Source organism: Undibacterium sp. GW821-FHT07F11 (assembly GCF_059418665.1).
Genome location: NZ_JBWKQH010000006.1, coordinates 404,007 through 426,051, shown reverse-complemented (window position 1 = coordinate 426,051; position 22,045 = coordinate 404,007). Strand labels below are relative to the sequence as shown.

Annotated in this window: 22 protein-coding genes; 18 read left to right on the top strand and 4 right to left on the bottom strand. The window is 51.6% G+C overall.

Translation table 11 applies throughout. The features are described 5' to 3' along the window. Positions 1–4 precede the first annotated feature (4 nt). The 15 genes from AC07OI_RS17615 to prmC all read left to right on the top strand — a co-directional run bounded on the left by AC07OI_RS17615 (position 5) and on the right by prmC (position 16,583). Positions 5–835, top strand: coding sequence for a MetQ/NlpA family ABC transporter substrate-binding protein (locus AC07OI_RS17615; RefSeq protein ID WP_495258080.1), 831 nt, complete (start codon positions 5–7; stop codon positions 833–835). Between the two features lie 11 nt (positions 836–846). Beyond that, positions 847–2,235, top strand: a complete 1,389-nt coding sequence (locus tag AC07OI_RS17610) for an LLM class flavin-dependent oxidoreductase (protein ID WP_495258079.1) — start codon at positions 847–849, stop codon at positions 2,233–2,235. Between the two features lie 11 nt (positions 2,236–2,246). Continuing rightward, complete coding sequence (locus tag AC07OI_RS17605; protein ID WP_495258078.1) at positions 2,247–3,233, top strand: aliphatic sulfonate ABC transporter substrate-binding protein; 987 nt, start codon at positions 2,247–2,249, stop codon at positions 3,231–3,233. Positions 3,234–3,255: 22 nt separating this feature from the next. Next, positions 3,256–4,095 (top strand): ABC transporter permease, encoded by an 840-nt coding sequence (locus tag AC07OI_RS17600; RefSeq protein WP_495258077.1) that lies wholly within the window; start codon positions 3,256–3,258, stop codon positions 4,093–4,095. A gap of 1 nt (position 4,096) precedes the next feature. Continuing rightward, entirely contained in the window at positions 4,097–4,855 is a 759-nt protein-coding gene (locus tag AC07OI_RS17595; RefSeq protein WP_495258076.1) for an ABC transporter ATP-binding protein, read from the top strand. Between the two features lie 380 nt (positions 4,856–5,235). Continuing rightward, positions 5,236–6,027 carry a septum site-determining protein MinC gene (gene minC, locus AC07OI_RS17590; protein ID WP_495258075.1) on the top strand — a complete coding sequence of 264 codons (792 nt, stop codon included), beginning with the start codon at positions 5,236–5,238 and terminating at the stop codon, positions 6,025–6,027. A gap of 69 nt (positions 6,028–6,096) precedes the next feature. Then, positions 6,097–6,912 (top strand): septum site-determining protein MinD, encoded by an 816-nt coding sequence (minD, locus tag AC07OI_RS17585; RefSeq protein WP_492709062.1) that lies wholly within the window; start codon positions 6,097–6,099, stop codon positions 6,910–6,912. 1 nt (position 6,913) lies between these two features. Beyond that, positions 6,914–7,177, top strand: coding sequence for a cell division topological specificity factor MinE (gene minE, locus AC07OI_RS17580; RefSeq protein WP_186955666.1), 264 nt, complete (start codon positions 6,914–6,916; stop codon positions 7,175–7,177). A 240-nt stretch (positions 7,178–7,417) separates the two neighbouring features. Continuing rightward, complete coding sequence (locus tag AC07OI_RS17575) at positions 7,418–8,110, top strand: response regulator transcription factor (RefSeq protein WP_162043428.1); 693 nt, start codon at positions 7,418–7,420, stop codon at positions 8,108–8,110. Between the two features lie 57 nt (positions 8,111–8,167). After that, positions 8,168–9,895 (top strand): FecR family protein, encoded by a 1,728-nt coding sequence (locus AC07OI_RS17570; RefSeq protein ID WP_495258074.1) that lies wholly within the window; start codon positions 8,168–8,170, stop codon positions 9,893–9,895. Positions 9,896–9,950: 55 nt separating this feature from the next. Continuing rightward, positions 9,951–12,356, top strand: a complete 2,406-nt coding sequence (locus AC07OI_RS17565) for a CHASE2 domain-containing protein (RefSeq protein ID WP_495258073.1) — start codon at positions 9,951–9,953, stop codon at positions 12,354–12,356. 184 nt (positions 12,357–12,540) lie between these two features. Then, positions 12,541–13,821: a glutamyl-tRNA reductase gene (hemA, locus tag AC07OI_RS17560; RefSeq protein WP_495258072.1), complete on the top strand. Its 1,281-nt coding sequence runs from the start codon at positions 12,541–12,543 to the stop codon at positions 13,819–13,821. Between the two features lie 131 nt (positions 13,822–13,952). Continuing rightward, a complete protein-coding gene (gene prfA, locus AC07OI_RS17555) occupies positions 13,953–15,032 on the top strand; it encodes a peptide chain release factor 1 (RefSeq protein WP_422979847.1) in 1,080 nt (359 codons plus the stop codon). A 208-nt stretch (positions 15,033–15,240) separates the two neighbouring features. Further along, positions 15,241–15,747, top strand: coding sequence for a disulfide bond formation protein B (locus AC07OI_RS17550; RefSeq protein WP_495258071.1), 507 nt, complete (start codon positions 15,241–15,243; stop codon positions 15,745–15,747). After that, positions 15,747–16,583, top strand: coding sequence for a peptide chain release factor N(5)-glutamine methyltransferase (gene prmC, locus AC07OI_RS17545; protein ID WP_492709052.1), 837 nt, complete (start codon positions 15,747–15,749; stop codon positions 16,581–16,583). Before AC07OI_RS17550 ends, prmC begins: the two co-directional genes overlap by 1 nt. Before the next feature lie 47 nt (positions 16,584–16,630). Here the strand turns inward: prmC and AC07OI_RS17540 are convergent, their stop codons facing one another. The 4 genes from AC07OI_RS17540 to AC07OI_RS17525 form a co-directional block, all read right to left on the bottom strand. After that, positions 16,631–17,308 carry a phage tail protein gene (locus tag AC07OI_RS17540; RefSeq protein ID WP_492709050.1) on the bottom strand — a complete coding sequence of 226 codons (678 nt, stop codon included), beginning with the start codon at positions 17,306–17,308 and terminating at the stop codon, positions 16,631–16,633. 196 nt (positions 17,309–17,504) lie between these two features. After that, positions 17,505–18,536, bottom strand: coding sequence for a sulfotransferase (locus AC07OI_RS17535; protein WP_492709048.1), 1,032 nt, complete (start codon positions 18,534–18,536; stop codon positions 17,505–17,507). A gap of 58 nt (positions 18,537–18,594) precedes the next feature. Continuing rightward, positions 18,595–19,305: an aspartyl/asparaginyl beta-hydroxylase domain-containing protein gene (locus AC07OI_RS17530; protein WP_495258070.1), complete on the bottom strand. Its 711-nt coding sequence runs from the start codon at positions 19,303–19,305 to the stop codon at positions 18,595–18,597. Beyond that, positions 19,295–19,813 (bottom strand): GNAT family N-acetyltransferase, encoded by a 519-nt coding sequence (locus AC07OI_RS17525; RefSeq protein WP_492709045.1) that lies wholly within the window; start codon positions 19,811–19,813, stop codon positions 19,295–19,297. Before AC07OI_RS17525 ends, AC07OI_RS17530 begins: the two co-directional genes overlap by 11 nt. A gap of 91 nt (positions 19,814–19,904) precedes the next feature. On the opposite strand from AC07OI_RS17525, the gene AC07OI_RS17520 reads away from it, so the two are divergent. The 3 genes from AC07OI_RS17520 (at position 19,905) to AC07OI_RS17510 (ending at position 21,930) form a co-directional block, all read left to right on the top strand. Further along, positions 19,905–20,234: a DUF6916 family protein gene (locus AC07OI_RS17520; RefSeq protein WP_492709043.1), complete on the top strand. Its 330-nt coding sequence runs from the start codon at positions 19,905–19,907 to the stop codon at positions 20,232–20,234. Between the two features lie 272 nt (positions 20,235–20,506). Beyond that, positions 20,507–21,079: an adenylyl-sulfate kinase gene (gene cysC / locus AC07OI_RS17515; RefSeq protein WP_492709041.1), complete on the top strand. Its 573-nt coding sequence runs from the start codon at positions 20,507–20,509 to the stop codon at positions 21,077–21,079. After that, on the top strand, positions 21,076–21,930 hold the full coding sequence (locus AC07OI_RS17510; protein ID WP_495258069.1) for a sulfotransferase: 855 nt from the start codon (positions 21,076–21,078) through the stop codon (positions 21,928–21,930). The genes cysC and AC07OI_RS17510 overlap by 4 nt, the downstream gene beginning before the upstream one ends. Positions 21,931–22,045: the final 115 nt, after the last annotated feature.

Genomic DNA, 22,045 nt, shown 5'->3' with positions numbered 1-22,045 from the left:
CATCATGTATCGTCGCCCATTCCTGCTAGCTACACTCACTCTTGCCCTCGCCACTACGTTGACAAGCTCAGCATTTGCCAAAGACCCCAAAGAACTGGTGATAGGCACAAGCGCTGGCCCCTATGCTGACCAAGTCAAACTGGGTATCAAGCCTATACTGGAAAAACAGGGCTACAAGGTCAAGGTGGTTGAATTCAATGACTACATCCAGCCTAACTTCGCACTGGCAGAAGGCTCACTGGATGCGAATGCTTTCCAGCACATCATCTATCTGAAAAAATTCTCGACAGACAATAAACTGGCATTGTCAGAACTGATCAAGGTACCGACTGCGCCGATTGCCATCTACAGCAAGAAGCATAAATCCCTGAGCGAAGTCAAAGAAGGAACTACAGTCGCCTTGCCAAATGACCCAACCAACCAGGCGCGGGCGCTGGTCTTGCTGGATCAACTGGGCTGGATCAAGCTGAAAGCAAATATTGACCCTATCCGTGCATCTGAAAAAGACGTGGCGGACAACCTCAAGAAAATCAAACTAATACCGCTGGAAGCAGCACAACTGCCGCGCTCTCTCGAAGATACAGATTTCTCTTTCGTGAATGGCAATTTCGCACTGGCATCTGGACTGAAACTCAATGAGGCACTGGCGCGTGAAAAAATCTCGGCCAATTATCAAAACCTGGTTGCCATACGCACTGATGACAAGAGCAAACCTTGGGTAAAAGACCTGGAAGCAGCTTACCGCTCAAAAGAATTCCTGGAAGTGACGAATAAGCATTTCGCCGGTTTCTCCAAGCCTGATTATCAGCAGGCCCTTGAAGTCGCAGCCAAGTAAAAATATTTTTTATGAGCAAAAAACTTATCCGCTTCAATGCATTCCAGATGAACACGGTCGGGCATCAGTCGCCCGGCATGTGGCGTCATCCCAAAGATAACAGCCATCGCTACACCAGTGCAAATCACTGGACAGAGCTGGCACGACTGCTGGAAGAAGGCTTTTTTGATGCCATATTCCTGGCAGATGTGCTGGGGGTGTATGACGTATATGCGGGTGATACAGATGCCGCATTGCGCCATGCGATACAAGTGCCGCTGAATGATCCGCTGGCACTGGTGCCACTGATGGCCAGCGTCACCACGCACCTTGGTTTTGGTGTGACTTGCGCACTGACTTATGAACACCCTTATACCTTTGCACGACGCATCTCTACATTGGATCATTTGACGCAGGGGCGCATAGGCTGGAATATTGTGACCGGTTATCTGGATAGTGCTGCCCGTAACCTGGGCTTACAAAAACAACTCAGCCATGATGAACGCTATGACCTCGCTGACGAGTACATGGAAGTGGTTTATAAGTTATGGGAAAAAAGCTGGGATGATCAGGCTGTGGTGCTCGATAAGGAACGTGGCATTTATACCGACCCGGCGCATGTGCATGCCATTAATCATCATGGGAAATATTACAGCGTGCCCGGCATACATTTGTCCGAGCCTTCACCGCAAAGAACACCGCTGTTATTCCAGGCAGGTAATTCCGCACGCGGCACTGCCTTTGCGGCACAGCATGCAGAATGCACTTTTGTCAGCGGCCCCAGCAAGCAGGTAGTTAAACGTTATGTTGATGATGCCCGTGCGGCATTGAAAACCGCCGGGCGTGAATCTGGCGATGTGTATATCTATGCACAGGCATTGATCATTACGGCAGAAAGCAGCGAGGCTGCAAAAGCCAAATACCAGGAATATCGGCAGTACATCGACATTGATGCTTCACTGGCTTTATTGTCTGGCTGGACAGGTGTCGATTTCTCGAAGTTGCCACTGGATGCAACTATCGATTACATAGAATCTGAAGCAGGCCGCTCTGCGCTGGCCTCATTCAGTTCTGCTGACCCAGGCAAAAAATGGACCGTGCGCGAAGCCGCAGAATTTATCGCCCTCGGTGGCCGTGGCCCTGTGCTTGTTGGCGATGCATGGGAAGTGGCTGATCAACTGGAAGCATGGCTGGATGAAACCGGTATCGATGGCTTCAACCTGACCTTCGCTCTCGCGCATGAAACCATCAGGGATGTGGTGAATTTCATCGTACCGGAATTACAAACGCGTGGACGTTATAAAACCAGTTATAGCGATGGCACTTTGCGCCAGCAATTATTCCAGCGCGGCTCACGACTGCCAGACAACCACATAGGCAGGAATACACATATTCACAACACACTGGCTGACGCCGCTTAAGAAGGAATGTCATGAAACGCCGCCATTTTCTACAACTGACTACTGTCGCCGCAACAGCAGGTATCACCAGCTTGCCATCAGTTGCCCATGCCGCATCCGCCCTCAAGGAATTGCGGCTGGACTATGCCTACTACTCACCGACCAGTCTGGTATTGCGCCGCTTTGGCTGGCTCGAAGAAGAATTCAAGGCAGACGGTACGAGTATCAAATGGGTGCTCAGTGCGGGCAGTAACCGCGCACTGGAATATCTGAATGCAAATAGCCTGGACATAGGTTCCACTGCTGGCCTGGCCGCCTTGCTGGCCAAGGCCAATGGCAACCATATCAAGACACCGTATATTTTTTCACGTCCTGAATGGACGGCACTGGTAGTGCGCAAGGATACTGCGATACACACTTTGGCCGATCTGAAAGGCAAGAAAGTCGCTGCGACCAAGGGCACTGATCCTTACCTGTTTTTGTTGCGGGCCTTGAAAACTGCGGGCCTGAAACGCTCAGATATAGAGCATGTCAGTCTGCAACATGCCGATGGCCGCGCCGCGCTCGAACAGGGCAAGGTAGATGCATGGGCCGGGCTTGATCCACATATGGCAGCCAGTGAACTGGAGGCCAACTCGCGCCTGATTTATCGCAATGTCGCTTTCAATACTTATGGCTTTTTGAATGTGCGTGAAGAATTTCTGAACAATCACGGCGCGGAAGTGAGTCGCGTATTGCTTGCCTATGAAAAAGCCAGAGCATGGATACGCACTAACCCAACTGAAGCAGCAAAAATTTTGTCTGAAGAAGCCAAGGTCAGTTTGCCGGTAGCCTTGTTGCAAATTAAATTGCGCAGTGACTTCAGCAATGCCCTGCCATCGAATGAGCATATACAGGCCTTGCAGGTAGCCGCGCCTATTCTGCAGGACGAAGGTCTGGTGAAACCGGGCGTTGACCTGAGCCGTACCATACGCGATCTCGTCGATACCCGCTTTGCCCAGAAGCTGATCACGGTGTAATCCAGACTAGCGAACCAGCATCATGCCATCGACCAGCGCCACCATTATTGCAGACACGCCTGCCAAGACTGTCACTACCAACAGGCAGCGCCCTGTCATGCCGCGTTTCTTGTTGGGCCTGATACTGCCCTTCGCCTTGATCCTGCTGGCTGAAGTCAGTGTCAGTCGTGGCTGGATCGCTGCCAATCATTTGCCTGCTCCCAGTGAGATTTTCAATACCATTGCTCACCTGGCGCAGCAAGGCTTGCTGGCACACATAGGCATCAGTAGCGCCAGGGTGGCTGCTGGCTTTATTACAGGGGCGAGCCTGGCTATTGTGACCGGTTCGCTGGTTGGTCTGAGTACCCGCTTGGAAGCAATACTGGACCCCAGTTTCCAGGCCCTACGTGCGATACCATCACTGGCCTGGGTGCCTTTGCTCTTGCTATGGCTGGGCATAGATGAGGCGCCCAAGCTTGTGCTGATTGCCATTGGTGCTTTCTTCCCTGTATATATGGGTGTGGTATCCGGCATACGCGGGGTGGACCGGCGTCTCATAGAAGTGGGCAAGCTGTATCACTTGTCCACCGCCGCCATGATCAGGCGCATACTTTTGCCCGCCGCCTTGCCGGCCATTATCACCGGTCTGCGCAATGGCCTCAGCCTGGCCTGGATGTTCATGGTAGCGGCAGAACTGATTGCTACCAGCCAGGGCCTGGGTTATCTGCTAACCGATGGTCGTGAAACCAGCCGTGCCGATATCGTCCTGGCGGCGATTGCCATACTCGCGCTACTCGGCAAGAGCAGCGACTGGCTCATGCAAAAACTGGAAACACATTTGCTGGCCTGGCGGGATACTTACCAGCATGGCAGCGGGGCTTGAGATGAGCGCTTTTTCACCACCGTTTTTACAAATCGAAGTCGCCAGGAAGTTATATGGCACACGTCAGGTACTCAAGAACCTGCAACTGAGCGTGCAACAAGGTGAAATCCTCAGCCTGATCGGCGCGAGTGGCTGTGGCAAGAGTACCCTGCTATCCATCATTGCCGGGCTGGATCGCAATTTTGAAGGACAAATCAGCCTGGAGGGCAACAAACTGCAGGGTGTCAGCCGCAATATAGGTTTTATCTTCCAGGAGCCCCGCTTATTTCCCTGGCTGACGGTGGCACAGAATATTGCTTTCGACAGTGATGATGCCAGTCGTGATCAGCCCAAAATTGCCAGACTCTTGGCTGAAGTCGGCATGCATGACTATGAAAATGCTCTGCCCAAGCAATTATCTGGTGGCCAGGCACAACGCGTAGCAATTGCGCGTGGCTTATTCTCCAGCCCAAAAATCCTGTTACTGGATGAACCTTTTTCTGCGGTGGATGCCTTCACCCGCATGAAGTTGCAGGATTTGCTAATCAATATCGCCAGCGAGCATGGGTTGACCATCATTCTGGTCAGCCATGATATTGATGAAGCCCTGTATCTGAGTGACCGTGTCGTATTAATGGAGCAACATAGAGGGCAACATGCAGCGAGCATACGACTGGAATTTACTGTATTGCAGGAAAGGCCACGCAGCAGGGCGCAAGCAACTTTATCGACAATGAAGGCCGATATACTGGAGAGCTTGCATGAGGCACATGCTTTTTAAGCGGATTTACGTGTAGTCATCCTTAATTTTTATAGCTTCGTTTAGTAGCTTTGCAAAATAAAAAGTGCATAATTTTGCAATCCTGCCCGCCTATTGGTAGGATTAGTCCTTTTCATGCTTGCCACAATTGGTACATGGATATAATTCTGTCATAAGAGGATGTGATTATTCCTTCTGTGCAAGTATTTGGGTAATAAGAACCTGTTTGCGATCTGTAGCGAGCGTGCGTCAGCGGGGTCGGGGTAACAAAAGCGCAGCGCAAAAAGCGGAATGTACTCTAGTACATGAGCATTTTGAGCAGCACATGAGCCCCGATCACGCTCGCGCTTAAGATCGGAAACAGGTTTTAAGCAGATTTACCACTATTTTTTTTGGATGCCATGCAAAACAGCCTGACGCGCAAGCCCATCGAGATCAAGATTTCTACTGTTGTTGCTGTTGCAATTTTGCTGCATGACTCTGCTTTTCCTGTACTGGAAGCAGCATTGAAGGAAATGACTGCGGGTTCACCTGATTTTTTTGATGACGAATTTGCCGTCATTGATGTGGAAGCCATTACTGAACAGACACTGGACTGGAATGCACTGATCCCGCTGTTCAAATCGCATGGCCTGAACCCGGTAGCCGTGCGCCATGCGCGCGAAGAAGACCATGCCACCATACGTTCACATGGTTTGAGCATAGACGTGGTCAGCAAACCCAGGGCTGAGCCTGAACTTAAGATTGAGCCTCCGGTTGAAACGCCAATTGAACAAGCAGCTCCGGCACCGGTAGAAATTGCGCCTGCCCCGGCACCCGTTGCAGTTGAGCCACAAGTCATCATCCGCAATATGCCTGCCATGGTGATTGATACGCCAGTGCGAGCCGGCCAGCGTATTTATGCACGCGGGGCCGACCTGATCATTACTGCCTCGGTAAATAACGGGGCTGAAGTGATTGCCGATGGCAGCATCCATATTTACGCGCCTTTGCGTGGCCGCGCCCTGGCTGGTGCGACCGGTAACACAGAAGCCAGGATTTTTGCCCTGACCATGGAACCAGAACTGGTCTCTATCGCCGGGATATACCGTACGTTTGAAAACGGCTTCCCGCCGTTACAGCCTCACCATCCGGTTCAAGTTAAACTGCACGGTGACAGTATTGAAGTATCATCAGTGAAAACGGCAGGCTAACCTGCAGCTTGTACTGAAGATTAGCAGCCTCAATTTTCAGTATCTTCGGATAGATAAAAGGAGTTATTTGTGGCAAGAATCATCGTTGTGACATCCGGTAAGGGCGGCGTAGGCAAGACCACTTCCAGTGCCAGTTTTTCTTCTGGCCTGGCCATGCGCGGACATAAAACAGCCGTGCTGGATTTTGACGTGGGTTTGCGTAATCTTGACCTCATCATGGGCTGTGAGCGCCGTGTCGTGTATGACCTGGTAAATGTCATCAGCGGTGAAGCAACACTGAACCAGGCCCTGATCAAGGACAAGCACTGCGATAATTTGTATATTTTGCCAGCATCACAAACCCGCGATAAAGACGCCCTGACTGAAGAAGGCGTGGAACGCGTACTGAATGACCTGATCAAGATGGATTTTGAATTCATTGTCTGCGATTCGCCCGCCGGCATAGAGCGCGGTGCCGTCATGGCACTGACCTTTGCCGATGAAGCCATCGTCGTGACCAACCCTGAAGTCTCATCCGTCAGGGATTCTGACCGTATCCTCGGCATCATCCAGGCCAAGTCCAAGCGTGCCCAGGCAGGTGGTGAGCCGGTCAAGGAACATCTGCTGATCACCCGCTATTCACCAAAACGGGTGGAAGCGGGCGAAATGTTATCCCATACCGACGTACAGGAAATCTTGCGCATCCCGCTGATTGGTGTTATTCCTGAATCGGAAGCAGTATTACATGCTTCCAATCAGGGTAATCCGGCTATTCATATGAAGGGTAGTGATGTGTCGGACGCTTATGAAGACGTAGTTTCACGCTTCCTGGGCACAGAAGTTCCCTTGCGTTTCATCACTTACGAAAAACCGGGGCTGCTGCAACGCATTTTCGGAGGCAAATAATATGGCTCTGCTTTCATTTTTATTTAATACCAAACCCAAAACCGCCAATATGGCGAAGGAACGCCTGCAAATCATCATTGCACGCGAGCGCACGGGCCGTGATGGTTATGATTTCTTGCCGGCATTGCGTGAAGAACTGATCGCCGTGATTTCCAAATACACCAAGGTCAATCCGGAAGACATTAAAGTGTCCCTGGATAAACAGGGTAATCTGGAAGTGCTGGACGTGAATGTTGTTTTACCGGAACTTGAGTTACGTAGTTAGGTCTATACCAATATAGTAGGGATAGAGACTGCATGGTCTTGCGGATGCAGGCGATATAGACAGGGAGTTTATTAAAAGATCAACAAAATCAGCAATTGTCGCTTTCCATTACCGGAAGTTTGTAACAAGAAGTAATTTGTGTTTTATTCACATTTTTTCACAATTACTTATTTTTTCACTTGCTTTCGATATAATGGAAGATATTCCACTTTATTTGCCGAACATCAACGGTAACATCCCATGAGAATCGCTGTACTTGACGACGACAATAACTTGCTCGAATTGGTCTGCACCATATTGAATGCAGCCGGTCATACGACTCACCCTTTCCTTAGCGGGAAAGAGATGCTGCATCAATTGCGCAGGGAGAGTTACGACATGCTGATACTCGACTGGCAAGTGCCAGACCTGAGCGGCACCGAGATCTTGCACTGGGTACGCGAAAAGCTCTCGCCTACACTGCCGGTTCTGTTCATGACCAGCCGCTCTGGTGAAGACGATATCGTGGCTGGCCTGGCAGCAGGTGCCGATGATTACATGATCAAACCGATACGCCGCAGTGAAATGGTGGCGCGCGTACAGGCCTTGTTGCGCCGTGCCTACCCTACCCAGGCGGCATCTGAACATTTGCAATTTGGCATCTACAAGTTTGAGACCCGTGCTGGCCGCGTCAGTGTCAATGATGTGCCTGTGGAAATGACGCAGAAAGAGTTTGATCTGGCCCTGCTGTTGTTCCGCAACCTCGGTCGCCCGCTATCGCGCGCCTACATACTGGAAGCAGTGTGGTCACGTGACGTGGACATCCCTTCGCGTACCATGGATACGCATATTTCTCGTGTACGCAGCAAGCTGGAATTGCGACCGGAAAACGGCTACCGCCTGGCACCCGTCTATAGTTACGGTTACCGCCTGGAACAGATGACACCAGAATAAATACCTCCGGGGCAGCCAAGGCTGCCCCGGAAAGCTTTTCCCAACGAGGAGTCCCGCATGAGACTAAGCGCCCCCACACTCTTGCGACAAATACCATACTGCATGTTATTGGGCCTGGCACTTGCAACACCCATCAGTGTTTTTGCTAGTCCAACGCCAACTAACGCAGGCACATCAGGTACACCAGGCAGTTTCATCAATACCCCGCCAGACATGACTTACTTCGCCCTGCAAGGCGATACTTTGACATCGATAGCCAAACGCTACACTGACAAAACCACCAACTGGCCCATACTGGGCAAGCGTAACAAGATAGGTAATGACAGGACTATCCCCATAGGTACAGCGATACTGATACCGCTGGAACTGTTACCGGAAGAGCCGAGTGAAGCCAAGGTGATTGCCATGACCGGCAACCCGGTCTATAAGGCGGCAGATGGCACAGTTGGCACGCTGGCACTAGGTAGCGTCTTGAAAGAAGGCGCGCAGATCAGCACCGATAAAAATGGTTTCCTGACCATGGCCTTGCCGGATGAATCACGCATATCCATTCCTTCGAACAGCAATGTCAGCCTGAGCAAGCTACGCAAGACCAGGTACACGGCGAGCCCGCGTACTGAAGTCACCTTATTGCAGGGCAAAGTAGAGTCACGTGTATCTTCACTGGCCGGTAACAAGGGGCGCTTTGAAGTACGCACCAATCTGGCAGTGGCGGGTGTACGTGGTACCAACTTCCGCGTTGGCGTCAACGAAGACGGGATTGCCAATGAAGTGCTGGAAGGCGGCGTAGCGGTCAATAATACTACTGCCAAAAAGACGGATGAGCTTGTGCTGACTGCTGGCAAAGGCAATATTATTTCAGCTTCAGGCATAGGCAAGGCCGTGGATTTGCTGCCACCACCCAAATTGAATGACAGCTACTTGCTGCAAGAACGTCCTACCCTGCAATTCCAGGTCGAAGCCAGCCCTGAAGCCGCAGGCTATCGTGTGCAAATTGCCCAGGACAAAGACATCATCAATGTACTGGCAGAAAACCGCTATAAAGACGCCCGGGACAACCGCTTCAAGTTTGATGGCTTCGCTGATGGCAATTATTTTGTACGCATTACTGCCATCGACAAACTGGGGCTGGAAGGTCTGCCATTGGTAAAAGCGGTGACTTTAAAAGCACGTCCGGAACCACCTTTCACGGTTCAACCTAAAAACAAAACTAGAGCTGAACGCCTGGATTTCGCCTGGACGGAAGCCAGCAATGCTCAGACTTATCACTTGCAAGTTGCCAAAGATGCAGAATTCAAAAACCTGCTCATTGATAAGCCTGACCTGAAAGAAGTGCAGTTCAGCGCAGACCGCCCTGCCGAAGGCGAGTATTTCTGGCATGTCGCCACGATAGCGCAAAAAGATGGCAAGCCAGATCATGGTCCTTACAGTGATGCCCAGAAGTTCCTGGTCTTGCCAGTCACCAGTCTGGCACCACCAGATGAAGGCAATGGTAATCAACTGTCATTTAGCTGGGCTTCTGAACCAGGACAAAAATTCCTGATACAGATCAGTACGGATGCTGACTTCAAGAAGCTGTTCCTGAGCAAGGAGCTCGACAAGGCTGAACTGAAGATCAATCGGCCTGACGCGGGTACCTATTTCATCCGTGTACGTTCCAGTGACCCGGATGGCTATGTCAGCCCCTTCTCGTCCACCCAGAAAATCACACTGCAACAGCGCTGGACCAGTGGTGATGGCTCAGCCATACAGAGTGGCAGCGGCCCTGTTGGCACTAATTATTGATACAATCACATTAAGAAAAGATCACGATAAGCTCAGAAAAAGATAGCAGCACAATATGAAAAACAGCCACTTGCAGGTAGAACGCATTGCACTACGGGAGTGGCTGGTTCTCAGTATCCTCATCCTCTTCTTCACCGCTGGCCTGCTGTACTACAAGACCCTGGAACGGACTGACCTGGTCTTGTACGACAGGCTGATGCAACTCAATTCCCGTCCGGCGCGGGATGACATCATCATCGTTGGCATAGACAGCCACAGCCTCAGTGAACTCGGCAAATGGCCGTGGCCACGCTTGCGCCATGCTGAACTCATCAAGCAAATCAGCGCGGCCCAGCCTGTAGCAATTGGCATGGACTTTGTATTCACTGAAGCCGAAGAGCGTAATGACCAGGCACAAAATGGTGACCAGCAACTGGCCGAAGCGCTGGTGCGCAGCAATAATGTGGTCTTGCCCCTGATCTCGGAAAATGCAGGCAAAGGTCTGACAACAGTACGCCCCATCCCTTTGCTGGCGAGTGCTGCGCGTCAACTGGCCCACATCAATCTGGAACTGGACAAGGATGGCGTGGTGCGCAGCGTCTTCCTGCGTGAAGGCATGAACGGTGAATGGTGGCCACATTTTGCACTGGCAATGGCCGATGTCGCGGGCAAGATTGCCCCCGGCACTGAAACAAATTTGCCAGGTGAACGCCTGTCCGCCGCTATGCGCAATGCCGCACCTGAGCCTGGCACCTGGCAGCGCGACTATCTCATGCATATACCCTTCGCTGGCAGTAGCGGGCATTTCCGTTCTGTGCCCTATGTCAGTGTCTTGCGTGGTGAAGTACCTGCTGATTTTTTCAAGAACAAGTATGTACTGGTAGGCCCCACTGCCAGTGCCATGGCTGACTCTTTCCCTACCCCGGTATCGGGCAACGAGGGCATGATTTCTGGTGTAGAGATCAATGCCAACATCCTCGCCGCCCTGCTGGATCAGCGCAGCATACATGCCGCCCCAAAGGCATATTTGTACCTGCTCAACCTGCTGGCAGTAGCAGTAGCACTGACAGCCTACCAAATGCTGTCGCCGCGCAAAGCCCTGATGGCAACTGCAGTAGTGGCTGTGGTCACCATGCTGGGTAGCTGGGCGATGCTGCGTTATGCCGGTTATTGGGCTGCCCCGACTGCTGCACTATTCGGCTTGATCATCGCTTACCCCTTGTGGAGCTGGCGCCGGCTGGAAGCGGCAATCCGCTTCCTGGCAGAAGAATTCAGGATACTCGACAAGGAACCGCATCTCTTGCCTGAGTTTATTGATGAAGATGACGAACAACCGGTGCGCGCCCTGACCGACACCCTGGAACAAAGTATCAATGCCATGCGTGAAGCGGTAGACCGGGTGCGTGACTTGCGCCAGTTTGTCAGCGACAGCCTGGCCAGCCTGCCGGACGCCACCATGGTTACCACCACGGATGGCAATGTCTTGCTGACCAACCAGCCTGCCCTGGATTATTTTGCCGGCATAGGCATGCCCAAGGTGAATGATGCCCTTGTACCTTATCTGTTTGCCAAGATGTCGCCACCACAAAATGGCGAAGCAGGGCCAGATGCCAGCTTTAGCTGGTGGGATTTGCTCGACATCAAACATACCAAAACCATGTCGCAAGGCATAGAAGTACGAGACCCGCAGGGCAAGGACCTGCTGATCAAGAGCGCCCCGAGTTACAACGGTGAAAAGCAACTGGTGGGCTGGATAGTCAGCCTCATCGACATCACCAGCGTGCGGGCAGCAGAACGCAGCCGTGATGAAACCCTGCATTTCATTTCTCATGATATGCGCGCCCCGCAGGCGTCGATACTGGCCTTGCTGGAATTGCAAAAGGACAGCGGCACGGCCCTGCCTGCTGAAGAATTCATGGCACGCATAGAAAGAGCATCACGCGCCACTCTGGGTCTGGCAGATAATTTTGTACAGCTGGCCCAGGCAGAATCCCAGAATTACCGCTATGAAGAAGCCGACTTCCAGGACATCCTGCTGGTGGCAACCGAAGAAATGTGGTCGCTGGCCCGTAGCAAGAATATCCGCATACAAACCAAGATACAGGATGAAGAATTCCCGGTCCTGGTAGACAACTCGCTGATGACCAGGGTGCTCACGAATTTGCTGTCAAATGCCATCAAATACAGTCCCAAGGACACCACCATCACCTGTTCACTGGTACGTGAGCAGCGGCTGGCCGATTCCATCATTGTCTGCTCCATCACTGATCAGGGTTATGGCATTACCCATGCCGACCAGGCCAGACTGTTCCAGCGCTTCCAGCGCTTCAGGACCAATGAACAACCCAAGAATGATGGCATAGGCCTGGGCATGGTCTTCGTGAAAGCTGTGCTGGACAGGCATCAGGCGACAATAGACTTCACCAGTGTACCGAATGAGGGTACGACATTTAATGTGCGTATCCCCGCTGATCTGGATTGATGCAATGATCTTGCTTATGAACAAGGATATGCGCAGCATAGTATTTTTTTGTTGCAAGAAAGGCATAATTTCACCCTGTAGCAGGCATTGATATGCATCAAACACTGGCGTCCGGGAAAATGCCGGAGCAACGCGTTATAATGTAGGCTTAGATCCTCCTCAGCTTATTTTCAACTTATTTGCAATGCAACTGTCTGCCGTTGGCCTCAACCACACGACCGCGCCGCTGTCCTTGCGCGAAAAGGTCGCCTTCTCGCCTGAGCAAATTTCTCAGGCAGTGGTGGCCGCACGTGCCTGGTTTGGTCGCGATGACAATGTGGCAAGGCATGGCAATGAGGCCGCGATCCTGTCAACCTGCAACCGTACAGAACTGTACGCTGCCTGCACAGGCGCCAATGCCATTGATTCTACCGCCCACTTTCTGGCGGATTTTCATAAGCTGTCTTACACAGATTTACGCCCGCATTTGTACACCCTGCCGCAAGACAATGCGGTAAGACATGCCTTTCGTGTTGCCTCTGGCCTGGATTCCATGGTCATTGGTGAGCCGCAAATTTTGGGGCAAATGAAAGATGCAGTACGCCAGGCAGAAGCTGCCGGTGGTCTCGGTACTTATCTGCACCAGATGTTCCAGCGCAGCTTTGCGGTCGCGAAAGAAGTACGCACTACCACAGAGATAGGCGCGCACAGTGTTTCGATGGCGGCGGCGGCTGTCAGATTATCACAACGTATTTTTGACAAGATCGCTGACCAGCACGTCCTGTTCATCGGTGCGGGTGAAATGATAGAACTGTGCGCCACTCATTTTGCGGCACAAAACCCCAAGTCGCTCACCATTGCCAACCGCACGCTGGAACGTGGCGAAGCACTGGCCCATCGTTTCAGCGGCAAGGCCATACGCCTGGCAGACTTGCCGCAGCAACTGGCGCAATTCGATATTATCGTTTCCTGCACTGCTTCCTCGCTACCCATCATCGGTCTGGGCCTGGTGGAACGTGTCGTCAAAGCGCGCAAGCACCGCCCCATCTTCATGGTAGACCTGGCCGTGCCGCGCGATATAGAACCTGAAGTCGCCAAGCTGGATGACGTGTTTTTATATACCGTCGATGACCTCGGCACCGTGGTACAAACCGGGCTGGAAAATCGCCAGGCTGCTGTTGCTCAAGCTGAGGCCATCATAGAAACCCGCGTGCAATCTTTCATGCACTGGGTAGATGGCCGTGCTGTTGTACCCGTGATACAGGACTTGCATGAAAGCAGCGAGCAATTGCGCCTGATAGAACTTGAACGCGCACGCAAGATGCTGGCACGTGGCGAAGACATAGACGCCGTACTCGAAGCCTTGTCCAAGGGCATCACCGCCAAATTCCTGCATGGCCCGCAACAGGCACTGCATCAGGCCAGCGGCGATGAACGCGCCCGTCTGGCAACGCTGTTACCTCAATTATTCCGCACCAAGCGTTAGCGATTCGCTACGCAGCTGGTCTGTCCGCGTAAGCGCGGGCTATATACTGGCACATCCCATCTGGGTCACACTGATCCACCCTATCATTAGCCTTATCTGCATCTATCGCTATACAGCAAAAAGAGTACATCATGAAACCATCAATGCTACATAAGCTCGACCAGCTTGCCGAACGCCTTGACGAAGTCGGCCACCTGCTCATGCAGGAAGGTGCCACCAATGACATGGATGCCTATCGCAAACTCAATCGCGAGCATGCCGAACTTGATCCCCTGGTCGCCCTGTACAACAACTACAAGCAGGCCCAGGCAGATATCGCCGAAGCCGAACTCATGCTCAGTGACCCGGACATGAAAGCCTTTGCGCAGGATGAAATAGAAGCCGCCAAAAACACCATGCAAACACTGGAAAGTGATTTGCAAAAGATGCTGCTGCCCAAAGACCCGAATGATGACCGTAACATCCTGATGGAAATTCGCGCAGGCACCGGTGGTGATGAAGCTGCGCTGTTTGCCGGTGACTTGCTGCGCATGTATATGCGTTTTGCCGAGCGCAATCGCTGGCAGACCGAGATCATGTCCGAGTCACCATCCGAGCTGGGCGGCTACAAAGAAGTTATCGTGCGTCTGGCTGGCCAGGGTGTGTATTCCAAACTCAAATTTGAATCAGGTGGCCACCGTGTACAGCGCGTACCCGCGACAGAAACCCAAGGCCGCATCCATACCTCGGCCTGTACCGTGGCCGTCATGCCTGAAGCCGATGAACTGGCGGACGTGGTCATCAACAATGCAGACCTGCGCATAGATACCTTCCGCGCCAGCGGTGCCGGTGGTCAGCATATCAACAAGACTGACTCCGCCGTGCGCCTGACGCATATACCTACCGGTATTGTGGTCGAATGCCAGGATGGCCGCAGCCAGCATCAAAACAAGGCGCAAGCCATGCGTGTGCTGGCAACCCGCATCATGGATGGCCAGTTGCGCGAGAAGCAAGCCAAGGAAGCAGCGACCCGCAAGAGCCTGATCGGTTCCGGTGACCGCAGTGAGCGCATACGCACTTACAATTACCCGCAAGGCCGCATGACAGATCACCGCATTAACCTGACGCTGTACAAGCTGGATTTCATCATGGATGGTGAGCTGACGGAATTGACGACTGCGCTGGTGGCAGAACATCAGGCGGAACTGCTGGCTGAACTGGGTGATGATTGATTGAAAGGCCACTAGAGATACCGGCAGGGATGACTAATAGATATGACAAATAAGCATATCCATAAGACAAAACCAGCTTTCGCGTAAAATCAACAGTATTTGATTGCGCAATTGCATGAAACTGTCGGATACTCGCTGCCACTATCCTGTGATACAGAACTAAAACGCCAGGATCGCATCCAATAACAATTCTTTCACCGCGTTCACCATGAATCTGTCGAAAAAACTTTTGCTGTCGATTGCCCTTATCTGCATAGGCTTGCTGGCAGCCGCCCTGTATTTGCAAATCGTAGAAAAAATGCTGCCTTGCCCGTATTGCGTATTCCAGCGCTACGCCTTTGCCCTGATCGCGGTTTTCTGTCTGATAGCTGTTGCCAACGATGGCATCGTTCACCGCCTCACTACGGGCATGGCACTGTTATCTGCTCTGATAGGACTGGGTGCTGCTGGCAAGCATTTCTGGATACTTGAACACCCTGCCCTGTCTTGTGGCATAGACCCGTTGGAAACTGGCTTGAACAGTTTCTTCCTGGCGCAATGGTGGCCAGCCATGTTCAGGGCTGACGGCCTGTGTGAAACACCTTATCCACCTACCCTGGGCTTGTCACTGCCAGCATGGGCTGGGATATTCTTTATATTGTTTAGCCTGACCTTGCTGATACTGCTGATCCGCAACCAAAAAACCAAGCGCGGCATGTTTGGCCCCTCACGCTAATGCTGGACTGGCTACAGCCCGGCATCACCCTGGCTGCTTGTGAAAACGCCAGTCCGCTGGATCGCATAGACACTCGCCTGCTGCTCATGCATGGCCTGGGTCTGACGCGCATACAACTGATCACGCAATCTGAACTGATATTAAGTACTGAACAACTCGCCGTCCTGGACGAGTTGTTCAACCGCCGCCTTCAGGGTGAACCCATTGCCTACATCTTGCAAGAACGGGAATTCTTTGGCTTGAATTTTCGTGTCACGCCTGATGTCCTGATCCCAAGGCCAGACACCGAGTTGCTGGTGGAACTGGCTTTGCAATATGCGCCTGCCAATTCAAGGCTACTGGACATGGGCACGGGTTCCGGGGCGATTGCCGTGGCAATTGCGCATCAAAGCTCCGACTTGCAAGTAACTGCACTCGATGTCAGCCCTGCTGCCCTGGAAGTAGCCCAGGAAAATGCACTACGCCATCTGCCCGCAAATAAAATAGAATTCCTCTGCAGCGACTGGTATGCCGCCCTGGCAAATAAAAAATTCCACACCATTGTCAGCAACCCGCCTTATATCATCGCCAATGATGCTCATCTGCACCAAGGTGATTTACGCTTTGAACCCATCAATGCCCTGACCGACCATGCCGATGGCTTATCGGCTTATCGCCAGATCATCAACCAGGCACCTTTACACTTGCATGTAGATGGCTGGATCTTGCTTGAGCATGGCTATAACCAGGCAGAGGCTGTGCGTGACTTGTTGATGCAGGCAGGCTTTACTGAAGTACGAAGCTGGCGCGATCTGGCAGACATAGAACGTGTCACCGGCGGCAGCTTGAAAAACTGAATAAAAAAATGGCGCATGTGATGCGCCATTTTTACGAACAAACAGGCTTAGTTCCTGGATGGGAATATACCTTCTGTTGCGATGATGTAATTCAGACCAAGGTAAGGCTGCATGATCGAGATGTTGGCCGTTGTTGATACAGGCGCGGCAACTGCTGCACCATTACCGGTGTTGGCATTGTTGACAGCAGCACTACCAGTAATAGTCGAAGTAACACCACCCAGGTTCACTGGCGCTGTAGGTGCTGTTGCCGCTGGCAAGAAAATTGCCGCGCCAGATGGACCACCAGCAGTGCTTGTCAGACCACCATTGGTAGCAACTGCTGCCAATCCACCATTGGTACCGGTGCCAACCGTCACAGCAGTTGCAACCTGCAAAGCGCTGGTATCAACGGTACCTGTATGTGTATGGGAAGGCAGGTTATTGACGCTCAGGGTGAAAGAAGTCGTACCAGAGCCGATGACGGTGACATTATTCGTACCGGCTCTCTCACCTTGCTGAACCGGAGTGATTCCTGGACCAGCACCTTGGGAGCCGACTACGGTACGGCCACGCAAATCTGGCAAACCAAAAGTGTTCATGCCGTCACCGCCGTACATGGTGCCCAGCAGGGCAAACAATGCAGAGTTTTGTGCAATAGACATTAGTTGTCCATTACAAAATGCCCAACCACGTGGTGGATAATTAAATGCCACGGGTAAAACCGTACCGATAAATGCTTCCATCGCTAACTCCAATCTCAGTTTCAGTTGTAGAAAAACCTGCAAATTGCCTAATTGAAGGCCAAGCCTTAGTAAATCCCTGCTTTCAAAAAAAGCAAACTAATTCTACAATTCTTATCATAAAAACACACTTCAATTCTTCCTGGAAAAATACAATATCAATAATATTTTCATTAACTTAACAACATTTAACAAAACCTCATCTCTCCTGATTGAGTCTGCACCTCTCCAATGACTCGTACAAAGCCAAAGCTTGTAACAATGCATGTTCACAGGCTGCACTGCTTTTGCTTTCAATTAAAGCATCGCCGGTATAGGGCTGATACCTGTTTTTTGAATGCAGCCCAGACCGCTGTTCCATACGCTTTAATTCACTGTCCTCACATTGCATGGAAAACAAAGGGAGCAAATGCTGCCACAAGACTCCTGGTAACTGGCTGTAGTTCAAGAGTATGGCTTCTGCATTTTCTCCGTGCTCAAGTCCGGCATGGAGCATGGCCAGCAACATGGCTGCCGTATATCCATCATGATCGGCCAGATCCAGTCCCTGCAAATCTGCTTGCAATCTTGTGGTGTTGACCAAGCCAGGTATCATCTGTGGCCCACGCTGGCGGCGGTGTGAAGCCAGCACTGCCTGTGGTTCACGGTAAAGGAAGATAAAAACAACCTCAGGAAAAGCTTGCCGTATGAAGTCCAGCCAGGGCAAATGCCAGCTATCGAACTTGATAAAAAAATGCTCCTCCCTGCGTGCGGCATGAGCACGTCGCTGTCCCAGCACCGCCACCAGTTGCCGGAATAATGCCTGCGCATCAGGCAAGTCCGGGTTCTCATGATAGAGCCGGAAAAATGCATCAATGACCGGCGGCTCAGAGAGCACAATACATTGCTCCAGGCCAGCCAGCATCTGCGTAAGCAGAGTCGAGCCACAACGGGAAACATGAAAAATAAAAGCGGTAGGTTTGACACTGTCAACACACCCGGCAATCTCATTCAATGTAGCAAGAGGCGTACTGCAAACCTGTCTTGCATCGCGGTCTTGCGTGGCAAGGCTATCCTGGAAAAAAGCCTCGACAAAGACCTGCTTATGCATATTGCGCCACCAGACTTCCTGACTATCGGCAGCGATGGCGACCGGATACCAGTTGGCAAACGAGGCCAGTGTCCGGGCATCGATCCTGCTTCCACGCAGCATGGCGCGCTCTTCTGCAGCAAATCCCTGTTTGGTGTTCATGAAATCCTTGTTGGGGTGCCGGCAGATTGCCGGACTTAGCATCGATGTGCGGAAAAAATCAGGCTGGCAAGCTGTTGCTGATAGCTTCAAGACGGTTCGCCATTTCCAGTGCGGCAGACTGCCCGGTTGAGCGCAGTTGCGCAATTACCTCATCCACATTGCCATCATGAATGGCTTTATCGCCGTACTTTGGCGCAGGCCTGGCTATCCACCCGGCATCGGTAAATGCCTGCTGCAGCCAAGCATTACTGACACAGTCGAGCATGAGGTGGACACGCGCCTGTGGCCCGGGATTGATCACTCCATGCAGACAACTGGCATTGAGATACCAAGTATCACCTGCAGAGAAATGCACATCCTCACCTTCTATGCGAAACAGCACTTCTGGCGTCGTGGTAATGGGGATGTGCAGACGTGTAATACCATCTTCGAGTGAGGTACCTTCATCCCTGTGCTCCCTGATAATCCCGCCTGACTCCAGTGACATCAGGCGCACCGAGGTTTTGTCACACTGAAAAAAATCGATGACCTCCTTGAAGTAAGGACTGTGCCTGAGTAAGACAGTATCTTCAAACTGCCCTTCATTGACCGGAATGATATGGTCCATGCGCCCACCGACAGAGCGCAAAGGCAGGCATGACCAGTTATTCTCATAGGCACGGGTATTGAAGTGACTGATCCATGCAGAATTTTCGAGCGCCTTCAATTCTGCCTGCAGACGCGCGAGCTCAAAAGAAAAAGGTAGTTTCAGGTAAGTGCTAGGTTGCATGTTGCTCTCCACCTGGCTGACTGCTGGATTGGGGATGCCAGTGCAGTTGCTCAAACATGCTGTCCTCGCCATGCACATGAAAACCTGCGGACAGATAAAGCGCCCTCGCCCTTGCATTCACTTTTTCCACCGCCAGACTCATCCCCAGTCCCTGATCTGACGCATATCCCTGTACGGCCAGCAAAACCGCCTTGCCTATGCCCCGGCCCTGTACTTCCGGCAACAAGGCAATATCAACGAGGCGTACATCGCTCTGACCAGCATCTAGCACTACCCGGCCTACGCGCACGCCACCATCTTCAAGCAGCAAATGCTGTGCCTGCGGAAAATTGTTCTGTATACCAATAGCCTGCATCTGCTGCTGCATTTTGATGAGCTGCTGCACAAATTGAGGATCTCCCGGAATTTGCTGCAGATCAGTACGACGGCTGAAGTACAGCGCATCCAGAAAGTCCCTGTCATCGTCATTAACAACACGCAAATGTAAAGTCCCCGGTAATTTGTACACACGCACTCCCAAGATGGTTAGAATGACATTCTTATCATCCTGCCTATTTTTGGCATTTTCTGCAAGCCCGACTTTTTACACTTGAAAAAGCATGACTATTACTTTTGAACAGGCGCAAGCCCTGGTGGGTGAACATTTTGGCCTCCAGACTACTGCAGGTATCGTCGAACTCAAGCTCGTCGAAGCCGAAGAGCGCCCAAGACGTGGTTTGCCGGAACAGTTCCGCACCCCATTGAGCCTGATATTTTCTGGCCCCAGCCAGTTTGAACTTACGCAGGGGAATTTCCCGTTTGAGCATCCTGTCCTTGGAAGCCAGGTCTGGACCTTTGTCCCCACGATGCCAGCACCCGAACGCGGTCAACATGCCAATCGCCAGGCTGATGGTAGTTACACAGTTTTCTATCAGGTCTTGTTCAATTGACAGAATTTCTGTGGCACAATCAATGCTCAAGAAATAAGCAAAATATTGTTAAATCAGCGTGTTGTAACAATTAAATGCTAAAGTTGCAGTTATTTTTTTAGTATTATTTGTTAAATAAAAATCCACTATTCTGTGTCTTTCTTATTGTAAATACCGTCAAGCCTGAACAAGTTCCTGGCAGCAACAATAAATGAATGACGCCCTGGTAGCGGATGACGTATCGGGCTTCAGTAACTCCCGATGTCTTGTGTAACATTATCGGTGGTTGGCGAATGCTTGATTCGAATTTAACAGTAACATCGTTCAATGATGCCGCCAGGGCAATCAGAACCTGGTGGCTGAGCGGTTTCCCTGGAGCTGGCAAAACCACGATAGCGCAGGCACTGGCGGCGCATTTGCGATGGCAGGGCTTACCCGTTTGTGTTCTTGACGGTGATGAACTTCGTCTTGGCCTCTCAAAAGATCTGGGCTTCAGTACTGCGGAACGCGAAGAACAAAGTCGCCGCACGGCAGAAGTGGCGAAAATACTCAACAGCAACGGTATCTGTGTCATCGTCGCCCTGGTTTCCCCCAGTGCCAGCGGCAGGGCAAATGCCCGTCAGATCATAGGTAATGATCACTTTATTGAAACCCACGTAGCCACTCCGCTACATATTTGCCAGCAGCGTGACCCAAAAGGCTGGTATGCCAAGGCAAAAATGAACCCGGCCTTGCAATTGACCGGCGTTTCAGCCCCTTACGAAGCCCCCATCAACCCCGAGTGCATCATCGACACCAGTCAGATCAGCCTGTCTGATGCAGTTGATCAGTTGTTTATTTTTTTGGAAAATCATAGATCCCCATGAGTCAGGCGAAATATCACTTCATTTCTGGACTACCGCGCTCGGGTTCCACCCTGCTGGCCGCCCTGCTGTTGCAAAACCCGCGCTTTCATGCCGGCATGACCAGCCCGGTTGGCAGCCTGTTTCGCGGCATGCTGAATCAACTCGGTGCCGGCAGTGAATTTGGTACTGTGGTCAGCAAAGCGCAAAGGCGCAGGCTTACCCATGGCATCTTTGCATCCTATTATGCCGACCATGATGACAAGGAAGTTATTTTTGACACCAACCGCATGTGGAGTGCCCACATGCCCGTGTTGATGGATCAATTCCCCGACTCCAAAGTCATTGCCTGTGTGCGCAATGTCGCCTGGGTCATGGATAGCCTTGAGCGCCGCTACCGCGCCAACCCTTATGAAATCACCCGCCTGTTTAACGATGACGTAGAACGTAATACCGTCTATAGCCGTGTGGAAACCCTGGCCCAGGCCAATCGCCTCGTCGGTTACCCGTGGACCGCGCTGAAGGAAGCCTTTTACGGCGAGCATGCGGACTCTTTACTGGTCGTTGATTATGATTTTCTGGCGCAAGTACCAGAAAAAGTCATGCCTCTGATTTATCAATTTCTGGGTGAGCCTGAATTTGCCCATGATTACACCAATGTCAGCTATGACGCGCCGGAATTCGATGCGCCTTTGGGCATGCACGGTCTGCACAAGGTGCGCAAGTATGTGAGCTTCGAAAAACGTCCGACTATCTTGCCGCCTGACTTGTTTGAGAAATTCGAGTCACTTTCATTCTGGAAAGATAGCCGCAATAGCCGTGCCAATGTCATTACTTCAAAAGAACCTGACAGCAAACAGGAGACGGCATCATGACATCAGCCGTGCATCTGCTATCACGCGTCACATACTGTTACGTAACGCTTACGCTTTTACAATACACTGATCAATTTTTCAATTATCTGACCGTTAAGTCTACTTACGGTGCACA

Bases quoted from the DNA above. Each gene is read 5' to 3' on its own strand.
- AC07OI_RS17535 (WP_492709048.1), bottom strand. From the start codon at position 18,536: ATGAACACCAAACAGGGATTTGCTGCAGAAGAGCGCGCCATGCTGCGT.
- hemA (WP_495258072.1), top strand. From the start codon at position 12,541: ATGCAACTGTCTGCCGTTGGCCTCAACCACACGACCGCGCCGCTGTCC.
- AC07OI_RS17520 (WP_492709043.1), top strand. From the start codon at position 19,905: ATGACTATTACTTTTGAACAGGCGCAAGCCCTGGTGGGTGAACATTTT.
- AC07OI_RS17595 (WP_495258076.1), top strand. From the start codon at position 4,097: ATGAGCGCTTTTTCACCACCGTTTTTACAAATCGAAGTCGCCAGGAAG.
- AC07OI_RS17605 (WP_495258078.1), top strand. From the start codon at position 2,247: ATGAAACGCCGCCATTTTCTACAACTGACTACTGTCGCCGCAACAGCA.
- minC (WP_495258075.1), top strand. From the start codon at position 5,236: ATGCAAAACAGCCTGACGCGCAAGCCCATCGAGATCAAGATTTCTACT.
- prmC (WP_492709052.1), top strand. From the start codon at position 15,747: ATGCTGGACTGGCTACAGCCCGGCATCACCCTGGCTGCTTGTGAAAAC.
- AC07OI_RS17600 (WP_495258077.1), top strand. From the start codon at position 3,256: ATGCCATCGACCAGCGCCACCATTATTGCAGACACGCCTGCCAAGACT.
- AC07OI_RS17550 (WP_495258071.1), top strand. From the start codon at position 15,241: ATGAATCTGTCGAAAAAACTTTTGCTGTCGATTGCCCTTATCTGCATA.
- AC07OI_RS17530 (WP_495258070.1), bottom strand. From the start codon at position 19,305: ATGCAACCTAGCACTTACCTGAAACTACCTTTTTCTTTTGAGCTCGCG.
- AC07OI_RS17510 (WP_495258069.1), top strand. From the start codon at position 21,076: ATGAGTCAGGCGAAATATCACTTCATTTCTGGACTACCGCGCTCGGGT.
- AC07OI_RS17540 (WP_492709050.1), bottom strand. From the start codon at position 17,308: ATGGAAGCATTTATCGGTACGGTTTTACCCGTGGCATTTAATTATCCA.
- AC07OI_RS17615 (WP_495258080.1), top strand. From the start codon at position 5: ATGTATCGTCGCCCATTCCTGCTAGCTACACTCACTCTTGCCCTCGCC.
- AC07OI_RS17565 (WP_495258073.1), top strand. From the start codon at position 9,951: ATGAAAAACAGCCACTTGCAGGTAGAACGCATTGCACTACGGGAGTGG.
- AC07OI_RS17575 (WP_162043428.1), top strand. From the start codon at position 7,418: ATGAGAATCGCTGTACTTGACGACGACAATAACTTGCTCGAATTGGTC.
- AC07OI_RS17570 (WP_495258074.1), top strand. From the start codon at position 8,168: ATGAGACTAAGCGCCCCCACACTCTTGCGACAAATACCATACTGCATG.
- cysC (WP_492709041.1), top strand. From the start codon at position 20,507: ATGCTTGATTCGAATTTAACAGTAACATCGTTCAATGATGCCGCCAGG.
- AC07OI_RS17610 (WP_495258079.1), top strand. From the start codon at position 847: ATGAGCAAAAAACTTATCCGCTTCAATGCATTCCAGATGAACACGGTC.
- prfA (WP_422979847.1), top strand. From the start codon at position 13,953: ATGAAACCATCAATGCTACATAAGCTCGACCAGCTTGCCGAACGCCTT.
- minE (WP_186955666.1), top strand. From the start codon at position 6,914: ATGGCTCTGCTTTCATTTTTATTTAATACCAAACCCAAAACCGCCAAT.